The organism is Salinicoccus sp. ID82-1 (genome assembly GCF_021991715.1).
In the GTDB taxonomy this organism is placed as follows: Bacteria; Bacillota; Bacilli; order Staphylococcales; family Salinicoccaceae; genus Salinicoccus; species Salinicoccus cyprini.
Map to the genome: position 1 here is coordinate 146,732 of NZ_JAGFLY010000001.1, position 16,396 is coordinate 163,127.

Annotated in this window: 17 protein-coding genes; 14 read left to right on the plus strand and 3 right to left on the minus strand. The window is 49.0% G+C overall.

Annotated features, from left to right (window positions below; genetic code table 11):
- The first annotated feature begins 84 nt into the window (after positions 1 to 84).
- From J4760_RS00765 to J4760_RS00775, 3 genes are read left to right on the plus strand one after another with little or no spacing between them, the layout of a single operon-like run.
- Positions 85 to 1,440, plus strand: a complete 1,356-nt coding sequence (locus tag J4760_RS00765; protein ID WP_237604482.1) for a cytochrome ubiquinol oxidase subunit I — start codon at positions 85 to 87, stop codon at positions 1,438 to 1,440.
- Entirely contained in the window at positions 1,437 to 2,462 is a 1,026-nt protein-coding gene (locus J4760_RS00770; RefSeq protein ID WP_145284986.1) for a cytochrome d ubiquinol oxidase subunit II, read from the plus strand. Before J4760_RS00765 ends, J4760_RS00770 begins: the two co-directional genes overlap by 4 nt.
- Before the next feature lie 24 nt (positions 2,463 to 2,486).
- The gene (locus tag J4760_RS00775) at positions 2,487 to 3,143 is read left to right on the plus strand and encodes a potassium channel family protein (RefSeq protein WP_145284990.1); all 657 of its coding nucleotides are present in this window, start codon (positions 2,487 to 2,489) and stop codon (positions 3,141 to 3,143) included.
- Positions 3,144 to 3,185: 42 nt separating this feature from the next.
- Here the strand turns inward: J4760_RS00775 and rnjA are convergent, their stop codons facing one another.
- Entirely contained in the window at positions 3,186 to 4,874 is a 1,689-nt protein-coding gene (gene rnjA / locus J4760_RS00780) for a ribonuclease J1 (RefSeq protein ID WP_237604483.1), read from the minus strand.
- Entirely contained in the window at positions 4,874 to 5,089 is a 216-nt protein-coding gene (locus J4760_RS00785; protein ID WP_237604484.1) for a DNA-dependent RNA polymerase subunit epsilon, read from the minus strand. The genes rnjA and J4760_RS00785 overlap by 1 nt, the downstream gene beginning before the upstream one ends.
- A gap of 281 nt (positions 5,090 to 5,370) precedes the next feature.
- On the opposite strand from J4760_RS00785, the gene J4760_RS00790 reads away from it, so the two are divergent.
- Positions 5,371 to 5,634 carry a hypothetical protein gene (locus tag J4760_RS00790; protein WP_145284999.1) on the plus strand — a complete coding sequence of 88 codons (264 nt, stop codon included), beginning with the start codon at positions 5,371 to 5,373 and terminating at the stop codon, positions 5,632 to 5,634.
- A 53-nt stretch (positions 5,635 to 5,687) separates the two neighbouring features.
- On the opposite strand, the gene def is transcribed toward J4760_RS00790, so the two are convergent.
- Positions 5,688 to 6,239: a peptide deformylase gene (gene def / locus J4760_RS00795; RefSeq protein WP_145285001.1), complete on the minus strand. Its 552-nt coding sequence runs from the start codon at positions 6,237 to 6,239 to the stop codon at positions 5,688 to 5,690.
- Between the two features lie 111 nt (positions 6,240 to 6,350).
- Here def and J4760_RS00800 point away from each other — a divergent pair, with 111 nt between their 5' ends.
- The 10 genes from J4760_RS00800 to J4760_RS00845 all read left to right on the plus strand — a co-directional run bounded on the left by J4760_RS00800 (position 6,351) and on the right by J4760_RS00845 (position 16,295).
- On the plus strand, positions 6,351 to 6,977 hold the full coding sequence (locus tag J4760_RS00800) for a YkyA family protein (RefSeq protein ID WP_237604485.1): 627 nt from the start codon (positions 6,351 to 6,353) through the stop codon (positions 6,975 to 6,977).
- 170 nt (positions 6,978 to 7,147) lie between these two features.
- Positions 7,148 to 8,257 carry a pyruvate dehydrogenase (acetyl-transferring) E1 component subunit alpha gene (gene pdhA / locus J4760_RS00805; RefSeq protein ID WP_145285007.1) on the plus strand — a complete coding sequence of 370 codons (1,110 nt, stop codon included), beginning with the start codon at positions 7,148 to 7,150 and terminating at the stop codon, positions 8,255 to 8,257.
- A gap of 3 nt (positions 8,258 to 8,260) precedes the next feature.
- Entirely contained in the window at positions 8,261 to 9,238 is a 978-nt protein-coding gene (locus J4760_RS00810) for an alpha-ketoacid dehydrogenase subunit beta (protein WP_145285010.1), read from the plus strand.
- A gap of 21 nt (positions 9,239 to 9,259) precedes the next feature.
- Positions 9,260 to 10,573, plus strand: coding sequence for a dihydrolipoamide acetyltransferase family protein (locus tag J4760_RS00815; RefSeq protein WP_145285013.1), 1,314 nt, complete (start codon positions 9,260 to 9,262; stop codon positions 10,571 to 10,573).
- Positions 10,574 to 10,579: 6 nt separating this feature from the next.
- Positions 10,580 to 11,986, plus strand: coding sequence for a dihydrolipoyl dehydrogenase (gene lpdA, locus J4760_RS00820; protein ID WP_145285016.1), 1,407 nt, complete (start codon positions 10,580 to 10,582; stop codon positions 11,984 to 11,986).
- A gap of 67 nt (positions 11,987 to 12,053) precedes the next feature.
- A complete protein-coding gene (locus tag J4760_RS00825; protein WP_237604486.1) occupies positions 12,054 to 12,326 on the plus strand; it encodes a UPF0223 family protein in 273 nt (90 codons plus the stop codon).
- Positions 12,327 to 12,545: 219 nt separating this feature from the next.
- On the plus strand, positions 12,546 to 13,634 hold the full coding sequence (locus J4760_RS00830; RefSeq protein ID WP_237604487.1) for an ABC transporter ATP-binding protein: 1,089 nt from the start codon (positions 12,546 to 12,548) through the stop codon (positions 13,632 to 13,634).
- Positions 13,634 to 14,443, plus strand: coding sequence for an ABC transporter permease (locus J4760_RS00835; protein WP_237604488.1), 810 nt, complete (start codon positions 13,634 to 13,636; stop codon positions 14,441 to 14,443). The genes J4760_RS00830 and J4760_RS00835 overlap by 1 nt, the downstream gene beginning before the upstream one ends.
- A complete protein-coding gene (locus J4760_RS00840; RefSeq protein WP_237604489.1) occupies positions 14,440 to 15,228 on the plus strand; it encodes an ABC transporter permease in 789 nt (262 codons plus the stop codon). Before J4760_RS00835 ends, J4760_RS00840 begins: the two co-directional genes overlap by 4 nt.
- A complete protein-coding gene (locus J4760_RS00845) occupies positions 15,225 to 16,295 on the plus strand; it encodes an ABC transporter substrate-binding protein (RefSeq protein WP_237604490.1) in 1,071 nt (356 codons plus the stop codon). The genes J4760_RS00840 and J4760_RS00845 overlap by 4 nt, the downstream gene beginning before the upstream one ends.
- The last annotated feature ends 101 nt before the right edge of the window (positions 16,296 to 16,396 follow it).

The following is a 16,396-nucleotide window of genomic DNA, read 5'->3' on the forward strand; positions in this document are numbered from 1 at the left end:
AAATTATCCAAAATAAAGATGGTTCCGATATCCATGGATCAGAAATGGTCCTGGGGCGGAATCCATTGTCGGAGAGGTGATTGAATGGATGATGTGATCATTGGTCGGGTGCTCACTGCGTCGACTCTTGGATTCCATATTATCTTTGCAACAATAGGTGTAGGTATGCCGCTTGTCTTCATGGTATTGGAATTCCTGGGCTTGCGTAAGAAGGACGACAAGTACTTGACGATGGCACGCAGAATAGCGAAAGGGTATACGGTGACCGTAGCCGTCGGTGTTGTAACCGGCACGATCATAGGGCTGCAGCTGTCTCTCATCTGGCCGGAATTCATGCAGTTTGGTGGACAGATCATCGCGCTTCCGCTGTTCATGGAAACTTTTGCATTTTTCTTTGAAGCAATATTCCTCGGGATATTTCTTTATACATGGGACCGCTTCAGAAATCCTTGGCACCACTGGCTTCTGAATATCCCGATCGTGGTCGGTTCCACTCTGTCTGCTGTATTCATCACTACAGTCAATTCCTTCATGAATACACCAGCAGGGTTCGATCTTGTAGATGATGTATTTGTAAATGTCGATCCACTGGCAGCAATGTTCAATCCGTCGAGCTACGTCAGAATATTCCACGTTGTTGTAACAGCCTATACGACTGCTGCTTTCATCATTGCATCAATTGCTGCTTTCAAACTCCTTCGTTCGAAACACAAGGAGGATCGAGAGTACCACAAGAAAGCGCTCAGGGTCATGATGGTGATCGGACTTATTGCAGCTGCAATGAGTGCACTTGCAGGCGACCTTTCCGCCAAGTTCCTTCATGAGAACCAGCCGGAAAAACTGGCTGCAATGGAATGGCACTTTGAGACCGAAGATAATGCCGACCTGGTGCTTTTCGGCATGTTGGATGAGGAGACCCAGGAAGTAAGCTATGAAATCAGGGTGCCAAGCGCGCTCAGCTTCCTTGCAGGCAGCTCATTCGATACGGAAGTTACAGGACTGAATGATATACCGGAAGATGAAAGACCACCGCTGATCATCCACTACTTCTTTGATACTATGGTATTCTTCGGCATGTTCGGACTGAGTGTAGCAGTCATTTACCATATAGCGAGATTTACGAAGTTCAATGCGCACCATCCTGCATTGCTCTATCTGTATGTGCTGACCGGTCCTCTGTCTGTGGCAGCCATCGAATCCGGGTGGTTCCTGGCAGAACTCGGCCGTCAGCCATGGATTCTACGAGGCTACATGCGCGTCTCCGAGGCTGTGACGAACGCAGAGGGACTCGGCATAACGCTGATTGCATTCGTACTGCTGTACATTGTTCTCGGCGCAACATGTGTATACGTGCTGCTCAAAATGTTCCAGAACAAGAGCGTGCATGCGGATCACCTTGAGATGTACGGAGATAAAGACAAAGGGGGTCTGCTGCCATGAACTATGAACTGATTGGTGTAACGGTTCTGTGGACGTTCCTGTATGGCTATATCATTGTGGCATCGATTGATTTCGGTGCCGGTTTCTTCAATTTCTACTCGAAACTGACCGGTGATGATAATGTCATCAGTCCAATCATCCAGCGCTATCTGAACCCGGTGTGGGAAGTGACCAATGTATTTTTCGTCTTCTTCTTCGTCGGAATCATTGGCTTCTATCCGGATACAGCCTACTATTATGGTACGGCGCTTCTCATTCCTGCGAGCATTGCGCTGATACTGCTTGCGATCAGGGGGGCATACTATGCCTTCAACTCGTATAATAAGGAGCCGAAGCTTTCATGGACGTTCCTGTATGGTGTAACAGGCCTCCTTATACCTGCTTCACTGTCGATGGCACTCGTCATATCGGAAGGCGGCTATATCGTGGATGGGGGGGATGGCATCCAGCTGCAGCTCGAAGAACTGCTCTTCAGTACGTATGGCTGGTCGGTAGTATTCCTGGCCATCATTACAGTACTCTATGTATCGAGCGGCTTCCTGACGTTCTATGCCGCACGTGCCGAGGATAATCAGGCACTGGAGCTGGTACGCAGATGGTTCCTCATCTGGGCGTTGCCGATGCTGTTCATTTCCCAGTTTGTATTCCTTGGTCTCAGGGAACACAACCTCGAGCACTTCCAGCGCGCACAGGACTACTGGTATCTGTTCGGCCTGAGCCTCGTGTCGATGGGCATTGCAGTATTCCTGATGTGGCGCAGGCGGTTCTTTGGACTGGCCTTCATCATGATCATGCTGCAGTTTGCATTCGCCTTCTACGGCTATGGCATCAGCAAGCTGCCGTATATACTCTATCCATATATCGATATCAATACTTCAGTTGTGAATGACGCTATGGCATTCAGTTTGACAATTGTGTTCATTTTAGGTTTACTATTATTGATTCCTAGTCTTGTTCTGGTGATGAGGCTGTTCCTGTTCGATAAGGAATATGTAAGAGGGAAGAGCAGTAATAAGTACTGACAATTGAGATGGACTGGTGATTATATGAATAAGGATTATGCAGTAATCGGGCTCGGACGGTTCGGGGGCAGTATTGTCCGCGAGCTGATCGAACTTGAAATGGATGTGCTGGCAGTCGACCTGGATGAAAACCGGGTCAACGAGTATGTCGATATCGCAACACAGGCAGTCATTGGTGATACGACTGAAGAAACAGTCCTCAAAGATCTTGGGCTTGGCAATTTTGATAATGTCATCGTGGCAATCGGCGACAATATCCAGTCGAGCATACTGACAACACTGCTGCTCAAGGATCTTGGCGTCAAGAAGGTCAGCGTCAAGGCGCAGAATGACTATCATGCAAGAGTACTCGAGAAGATCGGTGCCGACTATGTCATCCATCCCGAACGGGATATGGGTCGTCGAATTGCCCACAAGTTGGCGTCTAGTTCAGTACTCGACTACCTTGAGCTCTCCGATGAACACTCGATCGTCGAGCTCGTGGCCCAAGAAAAGCTTGCGGATAATTCATTATTGGACCTTGATATCCGGGCGGAATATGGCGTCAGCGTCATTGCCATCAAGCGTGGCGATGACATCATCGTCAGCCCCGACCCTACAGTCAATATCAAGGAAGATGACATACTGATCGTCATCGGCAATGATGCCGATTTGACTCGCTTTGAAAAATCATTGATATGAAAATAAAAATGACATCAGACCATATGGTCTGATGTCATTTTTTTATTCCTGCTCCTGCTTGTCTTCCACTCTCATGATGGTCGGCAGTATCATCGGTTTTCTATGTGTCTTGCGGTACAGATGGTTGCTCAGCTCTTCGATGATGAGCTGCTTCACATGGTACCATTCGACATTCTCCTTCGAGTTCAGAAGATTGATGACATCGCCTTTGATTTTCTTCTCGGCGCTGCGGATGAGCCCGTATGACTCACGCATGTAGACGAAACCGCGTGAGATGATGTCGGGACCACTGAGCAGTGTTTTTGTGTTGAAGTCGATGGAGACGACAACAATCGCAAGTCCCTCCTCTGAAAGGTCTTTTCTGTCACGCAGAACGATATTGCCGATATCCCCGATGCCGATGCCGTCTACAAATACCGTACCGGCAGGTACACGGTGGCTATGTCTGGCACTGTTTTTCTTCAGTGCCAGGACATCACCGATCTCCATCAGGAAGATATTGTCGGGATCCATGCCTGTATTCACTGCAAGTTCCTTATGCAGGTGCAGCATGCGGTATTCACCGTGGATCGGCATGAAATACTTCGGACGCATCAGTCTGAGCATCAGTTTCTGCTCTTCCTGGGAACCGTGGCCGGAAGTGTGGATGTTGGACAATTTGCCATGAATGACATCCGCTCCAGCCTTGTAGAGTGCATTGATTGTACGGTTGATGCTGAGCGTGTTGCCAGGAATCGGTGAAGAACTGAAAACGACTGTGTCGTCAGGTATGATGCTGATCTGGCGGTGTGTACCGTTGGCAATTCTTGAGAGGGCTGCCATCGGCTCACCCTGTGAACCTGTACACAGCATCATGACCTTGTGCTTTTCGATGCTGTTGATCATTCTTGGTTCGATGAATGTTTCAGGCGGCGCTTTGATATAGCCGAGTTCGAGACCGATCTTGATGTTGTTTTCCATGCTGCGGCCGAAGATGCATATTTTGCGGTCGAATTTGATGGCGGCATCGATGGCCTGCTGAACACGGTAGATGTTGGAAGCGAATGTCGCAAAGATGATTCTCCCGGTACATTTCCTGAAGATATCCTCCACATTCTGACCGACTTCCTTTTCGCTGATTGTAAAGTTCGGTACTGTCGCATTGGTGGAATCGGAGAGCAGGCAGAGTACGCCTTCTTCACCGAGCTGTGCCATTTTCGCAATATTTGCGGGTTCGCCAACAGGGGTGAAGTCGAATTTGAAGTCGCCGGTATGGACGATGGTCCCTTCCGGTGTGCGGACAACGACACCGTACGCTTCCGGAATGGAGTGTGTCGTCAGATAGAACTCGACGGACATGTGCTTGAAATTGAGCACTGTGTCCTCCTTGACCGGATTGAGCTCCGTCGTGCGCAGAAGGTGGTGCTCCTCAAGCTTGTTGCGGATCAGTCCGAGCGCAAGTGGACCGGAATAGATCGGTACATTGATTTCCTTTAGAAGAAACGGAATGCCGCCGATGTGGTCTTCGTGTCCATGTGTGACGATGAGTGCACTGATGCGCTCCTTGTTCTCCTTCAGGTATGTGTAGTCCGGAATGACATAGTCTATACCCAGCTGCTCATCATCCGGGAACTTGATGCCTGCGTCGATCATGATGATCTCATCTTTATATTCGATACAATAGGTGTTTTTACCGATTTCCCCGAGTCCCCCGAGGGCAAATACGCCTACTTCTCCTTTTTCAAGCGTCATCAGGTATTCTCGACCTTGAAATCTTCGTTGTTTGCTTTTTCGTACTCGAGGTGTGAGGGACTCAGTTTCTGTACGAATTCAATGTTATACGGGTCGTCATCGAGCATCTTGCGGACTTCGGATTCCGAACCCGCTTCATAGTAGCGTGTGAGTGTATCCTCACGGATGATACGGTTATCCAGGGTTTCCTGGAAGAAAACTTTAAAAACTGCCATTTATATATTCTCCTTTTGCTGGTTGTGTCCAATGATATTGTTGTTCTTGGAATTGTGTGCTGTAAGAAGCAACACAGAAAAGAAGGGGGGTCAGTCCTTCTTCATGTATTCGTTGTTGAGCAACCCTTTCCTACCGAGAATGCGTCCGAGCCTCTGTTTCAGCTTCTTCCTCAAACGTTTAAGCATTCAAGACCACATCCCTTTATCAGCTTAAGTTCATTTTACATTATAGACGAAGGACATGCAAAGACTTTATAATTGCCTTGAATGGAGGGATACAGATGAAAGACAGGCGTATATTCGAAGCAGTGCTGCTTGAGCGCGAGCGCCAGGATCGCAACATGATCATGATCGAGTTCAACATCCATCCTGACATGGTTGTGATGAACTATGTGTACGACGATCATGATGATGGTGGTGATGTACATAGGAAGCGTCATGACCGTGATCCGGAAATACTCGACCGCAACACTTTTGAAGCCGTAAAGGAAAAGCTCATTGAACATAACGTGCCATACAGGGAAAGACGCGATGCGTTCATCTGAATCCGGCTATTGATTACAAATAGAGAAAAGCGGCCCGAAGAGGCCGCTTTTCTCTATTCCACCGGTCTGGCACCGATTTTCGGTTCCATCGGCATGTCCTGATCAATCCGGTCGTAGAACATGATGCCATCAAGATGGTCGAGCTCGTGCTGGAGTACGACGGCAAGCATGCCTTTCGCCTTCACTTCCACCGGTTCACCGTGTATGTCGGTGGCAGTGACTTTCACTCTCTGATAGCGATGGACGAGACCTGGCATCTCCTCATCCACACTCAGGCAGCCCTCACCGTTCGGCAGGTACGTTTCCGTGACGGAATGGCTCTTCACCTTAGGGTTGATGAGCATATAGTCATGCAGCACTTCGCCTTCCTCACCTTCGATGTAGACGGCGAGCATGCGCTTGTCGAGACCGATCTGGGGTGCAGCAAGGCCTACCCCGGGACGCAGGCCGTATCTCTCGGCTGTCTCTTCATTCTGCGAGTTGACAAGGTATTCCCGCATCTCTTTGAGCTGGCTGATCGTCTCCTCATCTATTTCTTCCACTTCCGCTGTCCTGATCCTGAGGAACGGATCCGGATCACGGATGATATCTTTCATTGTAAGCAAAATAAACCCTCCAGTTTCATCTAAGTCGTTTTTATTATACTATAATACCCAGGAGAACGTGGAAAGTACAAACATTTTTCCACTGGAAAGCCAATAATCGGAGGTAGGATAATGAAGAAACTGTTAGGCGGCCTGCTGATTTTTTCAGTAGTGATTGCAGGATGTTCCTCGGACGAGGATGAACTCATGGATTTTTATAATGCGTTTCAAGAGACTGTCGAGGTGGAAAAGGAGATAGGGGACGTGACAGCAAGATTTGACGAACTGGAAGCTGAAAAGGCGGAACTGCAGGAATCCCTCGAAACTGCCTCGATAGAAGAGCTGCCGGAGATCAGCGCCGACCTTGTCGAGAATACGGAGGCAAGAGTGGCGCAGCTTGATGAGGAAGTGGCCATCATGGCGGAAAGCAGAAGCCGCATGGAGACGTCCGAGCAGTACATCAGTGAGATTTCGAATGAATCCAATCAGGAGCAGGCGCAGTCCCTGGTCGATGCGATGAAGGAAAGATACAGCGCACACGGGGAGATGATCGGCAGCTACAAGACAGTCCTTGAAAGTGAAAGGAGCATATTCGAATATCTTGGAGAGGAGGACATCTCCCAGGACGAAGTGGATGAGCGTCTGAACAACCTCAATGAAGAATACCAGCAGGTACAGGAAGATGCACAGACTTTCAGCGAACAGACCGAAAACGTCAATGAAATAAAGAGGGAAATCGAATCACGTATTGAGGGATAGACAATGGAAGCGCTCTATTATATAACAGATATTACTGTTTTAGTACAGAGAACGTTGATTTAAAGCCTTTTTCAATGTACTGTTACAGTTGTGTTTGATTTACTATTATAACAGCATGTGATAAAATTATTTATATTAAATGAAAAACTGAAAGGTATGGTGAACTGTTTATGGCACCGAGGAAAAAGAGCTTCGATCCCGTCAAAACACTTGAAGAGATTGAAAGCAAATTTGAAATGTTTCAGATTCTGGACCAGGATGGCAAAGTAGTCAATGAAGACTATCTGCCGGAACTATCCGATGATGAACTGGTAGAACTGATGAGACGCATGGTATGGACACGTGTACTTGATCAGCGTTCCATCTCACTCAACCGTCAGGGCCGTCTCGGCTTCTACGCACCGACAGCTGGACAGGAAGCTTCCCAGCTTGCAAGCCAATACGCACTTGAAGGAGGAGACTACATCCTGCCGGGCTACCGCGATGTACCGCAGCTGATCTGGCATGGTCTGCCTCTGACTCAGGCGTTTCTATTTTCCAGAGGCCACTATAAAGGGAACCAGTTCCCTGAAGGCGTCAATGCACTGAGCCCGCAGATCATCATCGGTGCACAGTACGTGCAGACTGCCGGTGTTGCGCTCGGTATCAAAAAGCGTGGCAAGGATGCTGTCGCAATCACATATACTGGTGATGGCGGTACGTCACAGGGTGACTTCTATGAAGGCATCAACTTTGCAAGTGCCTATAAGGCGCCGGCAATCTTTGTCATCCAGAACAACAACTATGCCATCTCCACACCACGTGAACTGCAGACGGCAGCGAAGACACTGGCGCAGAAAGGTGTTGCTTCAGGTGTACCAAGTGTACTCGTCGATGGCATGGATCCACTTGCGGTCTATAAAGTGACAAAAGACGCACGTGACCGCGCAGTTGCCGGTGAAGGACCGACAGTCATCGAAATGCTGTGCTACCGCTATGGGCCGCATACGATGGCAGGGGACGACCCGACACGCTACAGAACTTCCGATGAAGATTCCGACTGGGAGAAGAAAGATCCGCTTGTCCGCTTCCGCCAGTACCTCGAAGAGAAGGGTCTCTGGAGTGAAGATAAGGAAAATGAAGTGATGGAACAGGCGAAGGAAGATGTCAAGAAAGCCATCAAAGAAGCAGATAATACAGAAAAACAATCCGTAACAGAGCTTATGGAGATCATGTATGACGAAATGCCGAGCAATCTCAAAGAGCAGTATGAAGTCTACAAAGAAAAGGAGTCGAAATAATCAATGGCACAGATGACAATGATTCAGGCAATCACTGATGCGATGGCCACTGAACTTAGAAATGACGAGAATGTTCTCGTCTTCGGTGAAGATGTCGGCGTAAACGGCGGTGTGTTCCGTGCGACTGAAGGCCTGCAGAAAGAATTTGGCGATGAGCGTGTATTCGATACACCCCTCGCCGAGAGTGGACTTGCTTCCATGGGTCTTGGACTCGCAGTTGAAGGATTCCGCCCTGTTGTCGAGATCCAGTTCTTCGGCTTCGTTTTCGAAGCAATGGACGGCATCGCAGGTCAGATTGCACGTCACAGATACCGTTCCGGCGGCTCCAAAGAGATGCCGGTTGTAATCCGTGCGCCATTCGGCGGCGGTGTCCACACACCTGAGCTTCACGCAGATTCACTGGAAGGACTGATGGCGCAGACGCCAGGTCTCAAAGTTGTCATCCCTTCCAACCCGGTGGATGCGAAAGGACTGCTCATCGAAGCGATCCGTTCGAATGACCCTGTCGTGTTCCTCGAGCACATGAAGCTCTACCGTTCATTCCGTGAGGATGTGCCGGAAGAAGAGTACACTGTCGAAATCGGCAAGGCCAACGTCAAGCGTGAAGGGGACGACATCACACTGATCGCCTATGGTGCAATGGTGCAGGAAGCGATCAAGGCAGCAGATGCACTTGCAGAGGAAAACGTATCTGCAGAAGTCATCGACTTGAGGACTGTTTCTCCAATCGACTACGACACACTTGTGAAATCCGTTGAAAAGACGAACCGTGCAGTTGTCATCCAGGAAGCGCAGCGTCAGGCAGGCGTATCTGCAAATGTTGCAGCTGAACTGTCGGAACGTGCAATCCTCAGTCTCGAGGCACCAATCATGCGTGTCGCAGCACCGGATACAGTCTATTCGTTTACACAGGCAGAAGGCGTGTGGCTCCCGAACAAAGATGATATCATCGAGCGTGCAAAGCAAGTATTGGACTTTTAATTAGCAAAAGGAGGAAATACTGTGGCATTTGAATTTAAACTGCCGGATATCGGTGAAGGTATCCATGAAGGTGAAATCGTCAAGTGGTTCATAGCTGAAGGCGACGAGATTAAAGAAGACGACGTACTCGCAGAAGTGCAGAATGATAAGGCAGTAGTCGAAATACCATCTCCAGTGGATGGCACGATCAAGAAACTTCACGTTGAAGAAGGTACTGTAACAACTGTTGGTGAAACAATCGTTACAATCGACGACGGTTCAGAAGATACAGGCAGCTCTGAGCCTGCGAAAGAAGAAAAGAAAGAGGCGGAACCAGAAGCAGCTTCCACTGCGCAGAAGGAACAGCGCGATGTTGGAGAAGAGGCACCTGGATCAGAAGAAGAATCGAAGGATTCCAAAACTGGTGAACGTGTCATTGCGATGCCATCCGTTCGCAAATTTGCGCGCGATAATGACATCGATATCCATGAAGTCAGCGGCAGCGGCAAGAATGGCCGTGTCGTCAAGGAAGATGTCGAAGCATTCATGAATGGCGACCAGACTTCCGGCGAATCTGCCGAGGAGACGGAAGCGGAAACAGCTGGAACAGAATCCAAAGAAAGTGCATCAGCACAAAAAGCGCCTGAAGGCGACTTCCCTGAAACACGCGAGAAGATGAGCGGTATGAGAAAAGCGATTGCGAAAGCGATGGTCAACTCCAAGCAGACATCTCCTCACGTTACACACCTCGACGAAGTCGAAGTACAGGCACTATGGGATCACAGAAAGAAATTCAAGAGCATCGCAGAAGAGCAGGGCGTCAAGCTGACATTCCTTCCATATGTCGTCAAAGCGCTCGTATCCATGCTCAAGAAATATCCTCAGTTCAACACTTCAATCGATAATGAATCATTTGAAGTTATCCAGAAACATTATTATAATGTGGGTATTGCTGCGGATACGGAACGTGGACTTGTTGTACCTGTCGTCAAAAATGCAGACAAGAAATCCATGTTCGAAATTTCCGATGAAATCAACAATCTCGCTGTCAAAGCAAGAGACGGCAAGCTTTCCGGTGATGAAATGAAAGGCGGATCCATGACGATCTCAAACCTTGGTTCTGCAGGTGGACAATGGTTCACACCTGTCATCAACCAGCCTGAAGTTGCAATCATCGGTATCGGCCGCATTGAACAGAAAGCAATTGTAAGAGATGGAGAAGTTATTGCAGCACCTGTACTGGCACTGTCACTCAGCTATGACCATAGACAGATTGACGGCGCAACAGCACAGAATGCTCTGAACCACGTCAAGCGTCTGCTTAACAATCCGGAATTACTATTAATGGAGGGATAATTACACATGGTAGTTGGAGATTTTCCTATTGAAACTGATACAGTTGTAGTTGGCGCCGGCCCAGGAGGCTATGTTGCAGCAATCCGTGCAGCCCAGCTCGGCCAGAAAGTAACAATCGTCGAAAAAGGAGACCTTGGTGGTGTATGTCTGAACGTCGGATGTATCCCTTCCAAAGCAATGATCTCCTCATCCCACCGTTTCCATCAGGCACAGCACTCCGAAGATATGGGTATCGTGACTGAAGGCGTCAAACTTGATTTTTCCAAAGTGCAATCTTTCAAGGACAGTGTAGTCAAAAAGCTTACTGGCGGCGTTGAAAGCCTGCTCAAAGGAAACAAAGTTGAAATCGTCAGAGGCGAAGCATACTTCGTCGAGGCAAACAAAATGAAAGTCATGGACGACAAGCAGTCCCAGACTTACGAGTTCAAAAATGCGATCATCGCTACAGGCTCCCGTCCAATCGAGATTCCTGGATTCAAGTTCGGCAAGCGTGTGCTGGATTCCACTGGCGCACTGGCACTTGAAGAAAAGCCTGAAAAGCTCGTCGTTATCGGCGGCGGCTACATCGGTACCGAACTCGGTACAGCGTATGCCAACTTCGGTACTGAAGTGACTGTACTTGAAGGTGCAAAAGACATTCTGGGTGGTTTTGAGAAACAGATGACCCAGGTTGTCAAAAAGAACCTCAAGAACAAAGGCGTTGAAATCGAAACGGAAGCAATGGCTAAATCTGCTGAAGAAACAGATGACGGCGTCAAAGTGACTTATGAAGTTAAAGGCGAGACAAAGGAAATCGAAGCGGACTACGTTCTGGTTACTGTAGGACGGAAGCCGAACACGGAAGAAATCGGACTTGAAGAACTCGGCGTCAAAATGACCGACCGTGGTTTGATCGAGGTCGACAAGCAGTCCAGAACTTCCATCGATAACATCTTCGCTATCGGAGATATCGTTCCTGGTCTTCCGCTTGCCCACAAAGCAAGCTACGAAGGCAAGGTGGCAGCTGAAGCGATTGCTGGAGAGAAATCCGAAGTGGATTACCTCGCAATGCCGGCTGTCTGCTTCTCCGAGCCAGAGCTGGCGACAGTCGGCTTCAGTGAAGCAGATGCCAAAGATGCAGGATTCGAAGTGAAAACAGGTAAATTCCCATTCGCAGCGAACGGTCGCGCGCTTGGTCTGAATGAGACTGACGGCTTCGTCAAACTGGTTTCACGCAAGGAAGATGGCCTTCTGATCGGCGCTCAGGTTGCAGGCACAGGCGCATCCGATATCATCGCTGAACTCGGTCTTGCAATCGAGACTGGCATGACAGCTGAAGATATCTCACTCACTATCCATGCACACCCGACATTGGGAGAAATTCCGATGGAAGCTGCAGAAGTGGTACTCGGCAAACCGATCCACACGATGTAGTCATAACTCTAAACGGCGTCCTAATTGGGGCGCCTTTATTTATTTTACAAAGTAAGGAGTCTTTAAGATGGAAGAATACAGCTATCCAATCGATGTAGATTGGACAACGGAAGAAATCATTGATGTCGTGGATTTCTTTGAAGCCATTGAAAAGGCTGATGAAAAAGGCATCATAGCATCTGAACTGAAGGATAAATACCGGAAGTTCAAAGTAGTCGTTCCAGGCAAAGCCCAGGAGAAGGCGCTTTTCAAAGAATTCAAGGAGAACAGCGACCTTGAAGCCTACTCCGCAGTCAAGATGCTGAAAGATGCAGACGACAGTGATGTCATCAAGATATAGAAATAGAATTAGAAGACCTGTTCCAGAGCGGAGCAGGTTTTTTTATGCGATCTGGTGCGATGTTCGGCTTGACGTGCACTGGGTCCAGTAGTCTATGCAAATCAGAATCCTCGTCAATCTAAAAGTGTAAAAAATATTTCTATTGTCTTTGACAGTCACTGCGAATATAATGAATAAGGCTGTTTTTACACCCAGAATGTCTGGTAAAAGGAGATGGCAATGACTAATATCAATCTACAGAATATCAACTATCAATACGGTGACACGGTAATACTTAAAAATATAGAGCATACATTCGAGGCGGGGCGCTTCTATACCATTCTCGGCCCGTCAGGATGCGGCAAGACGACCATACTAAAAATGATCGGCGGGTTCATCCATCCGACGGATGGTAAGGTTTCTTTTGATGGCAGAACGATGAACGGCATCGATGCGAACCGGCGGAAAGTCAACACGGTGTTTCAGGACTACGCACTGTTCCCCCACCTTAACGTATATGAAAATATCGCCTTCGGTCTGAAGGTGCGCAGAATATCCAAAAATGAAATCAGAACCAAGGTGGAGGAAGCGCTTCGCTTCGTCAACCTCGCCGACTTCAGGGACCGTCCGATTGATGCGCTATCCGGCGGTCAGCGCCAGAGGGTGGCAATTGCACGGGCGATTGTCAATGAACCGGATGTCCTGCTGCTGGATGAACCGCTCAGTGCACTCGATCAGAACTTGCGTGTCGATATGCAGTATGAATTGAAGGAGATACAAAAGCGTCTTGGCATCACCTTCATATTCGTGACACATGACCAGGAGGAGGCGCTTGCGCTCTCGGATGAGATTCTTGTCATGAATAATGGAGAAATCGTCCAGGCGGGACCGCCGAAAGATATTTATGATGAGCCGCTCAACCGCTATGTGGCTGAATTCATCGGAGACTCGAATATTGTCCGTGGTGTCATGGTTGAGGATAATCTGGTCAGCATCTATGGACGGAACTATTCCTGCGTGGATGGTGGTCTTAAGCCGAATACATCGGTTGATGTCATGATACGTCCTGAGGACCTGCTCATCACTGGACACGACAAGGGGAAAATGAACGTCACCATCGATTCCTCACTCTTCCGGGGTGTGCATTACGAAATCGGATGCATCGACCAGGATGGCTACGAATGGATTGTCCATTCGACGAAAGATGCGGAAATCGGCCAAAAGGCTGCGCTCGACTTTGAAAGAGTCAATATCCATGTCATGGTGCCAGGTGAGGATGAGGATGCCTTCAAAGAACGTCTGGAATCATATCAGGAGGACGAGGTATAATGCGGAAGCTTCTTTTCATTCCCTATCTCATCTGGATTGTGCTGTTCGTGGTGGCACCACTCGGCCTCATGGTCGGCTATTCATTCTTCGATATATCCGGCAACCCGACGCTTGAGAACTATGGCGCATTCTTCAGCAGCGAATATTTCGAAATGACGCTGTCATCTTTCTGGTATGCTTTTCTGATCACGCTGTTCTCACTGCTGGTCAGCTACCCGCTGGCACTCGCAATACGTCAGACAAAGCACAAGATGTTCTGGCTGCTGCTGATCATACTGCCGACGTGGATCAACCTGCTTTTAAAAACGTATGCCTTCATCGGCATGTTCGGGAAAGAGGGGCTGGTCAACGCAGTTGCGGCTGCATTTGGGCTCGGAGAGCTGCAACTGCTGTTCAGTGACGTCGCCTTCATCATTGTCAGTGTCTACATTTTCATTCCATTCATGCTGCTGCCGATTTTCAATGCGGTGGACGGCATCGACAGCAATCTGCTGTCCGCTGCAAGGGATCTTGGCGCTTCAAAATGGGATACATTGCGGCGTGTGCTGCTGCCCCTCTCGCTGCCAGGAATAAAGACCGGCATACAGGTCGTCTTCATTCCGAGTCTGAGCCTGTTCATGATCACCCGCCTGATTACAGGAAATAAGGTGATCACACTGGGAACAGCAATCGAGCAGCAGTTTCTGACCACGGAAAACTGGGGCATGGGTGCCACAATCGGTGTGTTCCTGATTATCGCCATGATGCTTGTCATGACGGTGACATCAGGCCGCAGCAATAAAGAAACAGGAAGGGTGGGACGTCTATGAAAACACTGGGCCGATCCTATATGGTCGTCATATTCATCTGTCTGTATCTCCCGATTGCCTATCTGATTTTCTATTCCTTCAATAGCGGGGGAACAATGACCAGTTTCGACGGCTTTACACTTGAACATTATCAAAGCGTATTTACAGACAGCAGGCTGATCGTCATCCTGCTCAATACGGTGGCGGTGGCGCTGATTTCAGCCGGTCTTGCTACACTGATCGGCATTGGAGGCGCCATCGGCCTGTACAATATCAGGATGAAGCGGCTGAAGCAGTCGCTGCTCAGCCTGAACAATGTCATGATCGTATCTCCGGATGTCATCATCGGCGCGTCACTGCTCATCCTGTTTACTGTGCTCGGCATCAGCCTGGGTGCATTTTCCGTCATCATGGCGCATATTGCTTTCTCGGTTCCGATCGTCGTCCTGATGATCCTGCCGAAACTGCAGGATATGAAGTCGTCCTACCTGGATGCCGCGCGTGACCTCGGGGCGAGTTCCTTTGATGTGCTATGGCGCGTCATCATCCCGCATATCAAACCGGGTATTCTTGCCGGCTTCTTCATGGCGCTGACATACTCGCTGGATGACTTTGCTGTGACATTCTTTGTGACCGGAAGCGGCTTCTCGGTACTCTCTGTAGAAATATATGCCATGGCGAGGCGTGGCATATCGCTTGAAATCAATGCGATATCAACACTCGTCTTCCTGGTTGTTCTGGTGATTGCGCTGGGCTACTACTTCATCACTTCACGCGCATCGGTCAAACGAGGAGGAATAACATGAAAAGTATTGTTTCAATGATTCTCGCTGCCATCGGCATCGGGGCACTGATCCTTTTCGGCACAAGATTCATCAATCCGGTCCCGAATGAGGAAGGCAATGTCCTTCACGTCTATAACTGGGGCGAGTATATCGACCCGGAACTGCTGGCGCAGTTCGAGGAGGAGACGGGTATACGCGTCATCTATGAAACTTTCGATTCCAATGAAGCCATGAAGGTCAAGGTCGACCAGGGCGGGACGAACTATGATGTGGTCTTCCCAAGTGAATATATGGTCGAGAAGATGGTGGCTGAGGATATGCTGCTGCCGCTCGATCATGAGCAGATACCAAACATGAAAAACATCGGCGATAATTTCCTCGATCAGCCATTTGATCCGGGCAATACGTACTCCCTGCCTTATTTCTGGGGGACTGTCGGCGTACTCTTCCATCCAGAGACGACGGAAGGTCTTGATTTTTCGGATTGGGATACACTGTGGGATGCGCGCCTTGAGAATGACATACTGATGGTCGACGGCGCCCGGGAAGTCATGGGTGTCGGACTGGCTTCACTCGGATACTCACAGAATGAAACTGATATGGATGCACTGCGTCAGGCTGAAGAAAAGCTTGAGGCACTGGGTCCGAACATCCGTGGCATCGTCGGTGATGAAATCGCTGCGATGATGGAAGTGAACGAAGCAAAGGCTGCAGTCGTCTGGAGCGGCATGGCACAGGATATCATGTGGGAAAATGAAGCACTGGATTTCACTGTGCCGGAAGGCGGCTCCAATCTGTGGTTCGACACGATGGTGATTCCGAAGACGGCACAGAATGTCGAAGGGGCGCACCAGTTCATGAACTTCCTGCTCGATGCGGAAAATGGGGCGCAGAATACGGAATGGGTCGGATATGCGACGCCGAACGAAGCGGCCTACCAGCTCCTTGATGAAGAGGTCCGGCAGGATGAAAGATTCTATCCGGGACCAGAGCAGCAGGAGGAACTGGAGGTGTACAGGAACCTTGGTCCTGAGATGATCTCCAAGTACAACGAACTGTTCCTGAAGTTCAAGATGACACTGGAGTAGCTGCATGATCAAAACAACTTCCCGATACCGCTCATGGTTGATTAAAATCTTGACTGTAGGGTATTATTCAAAGTGAAGACATAATATTACGGGAGGTTAAC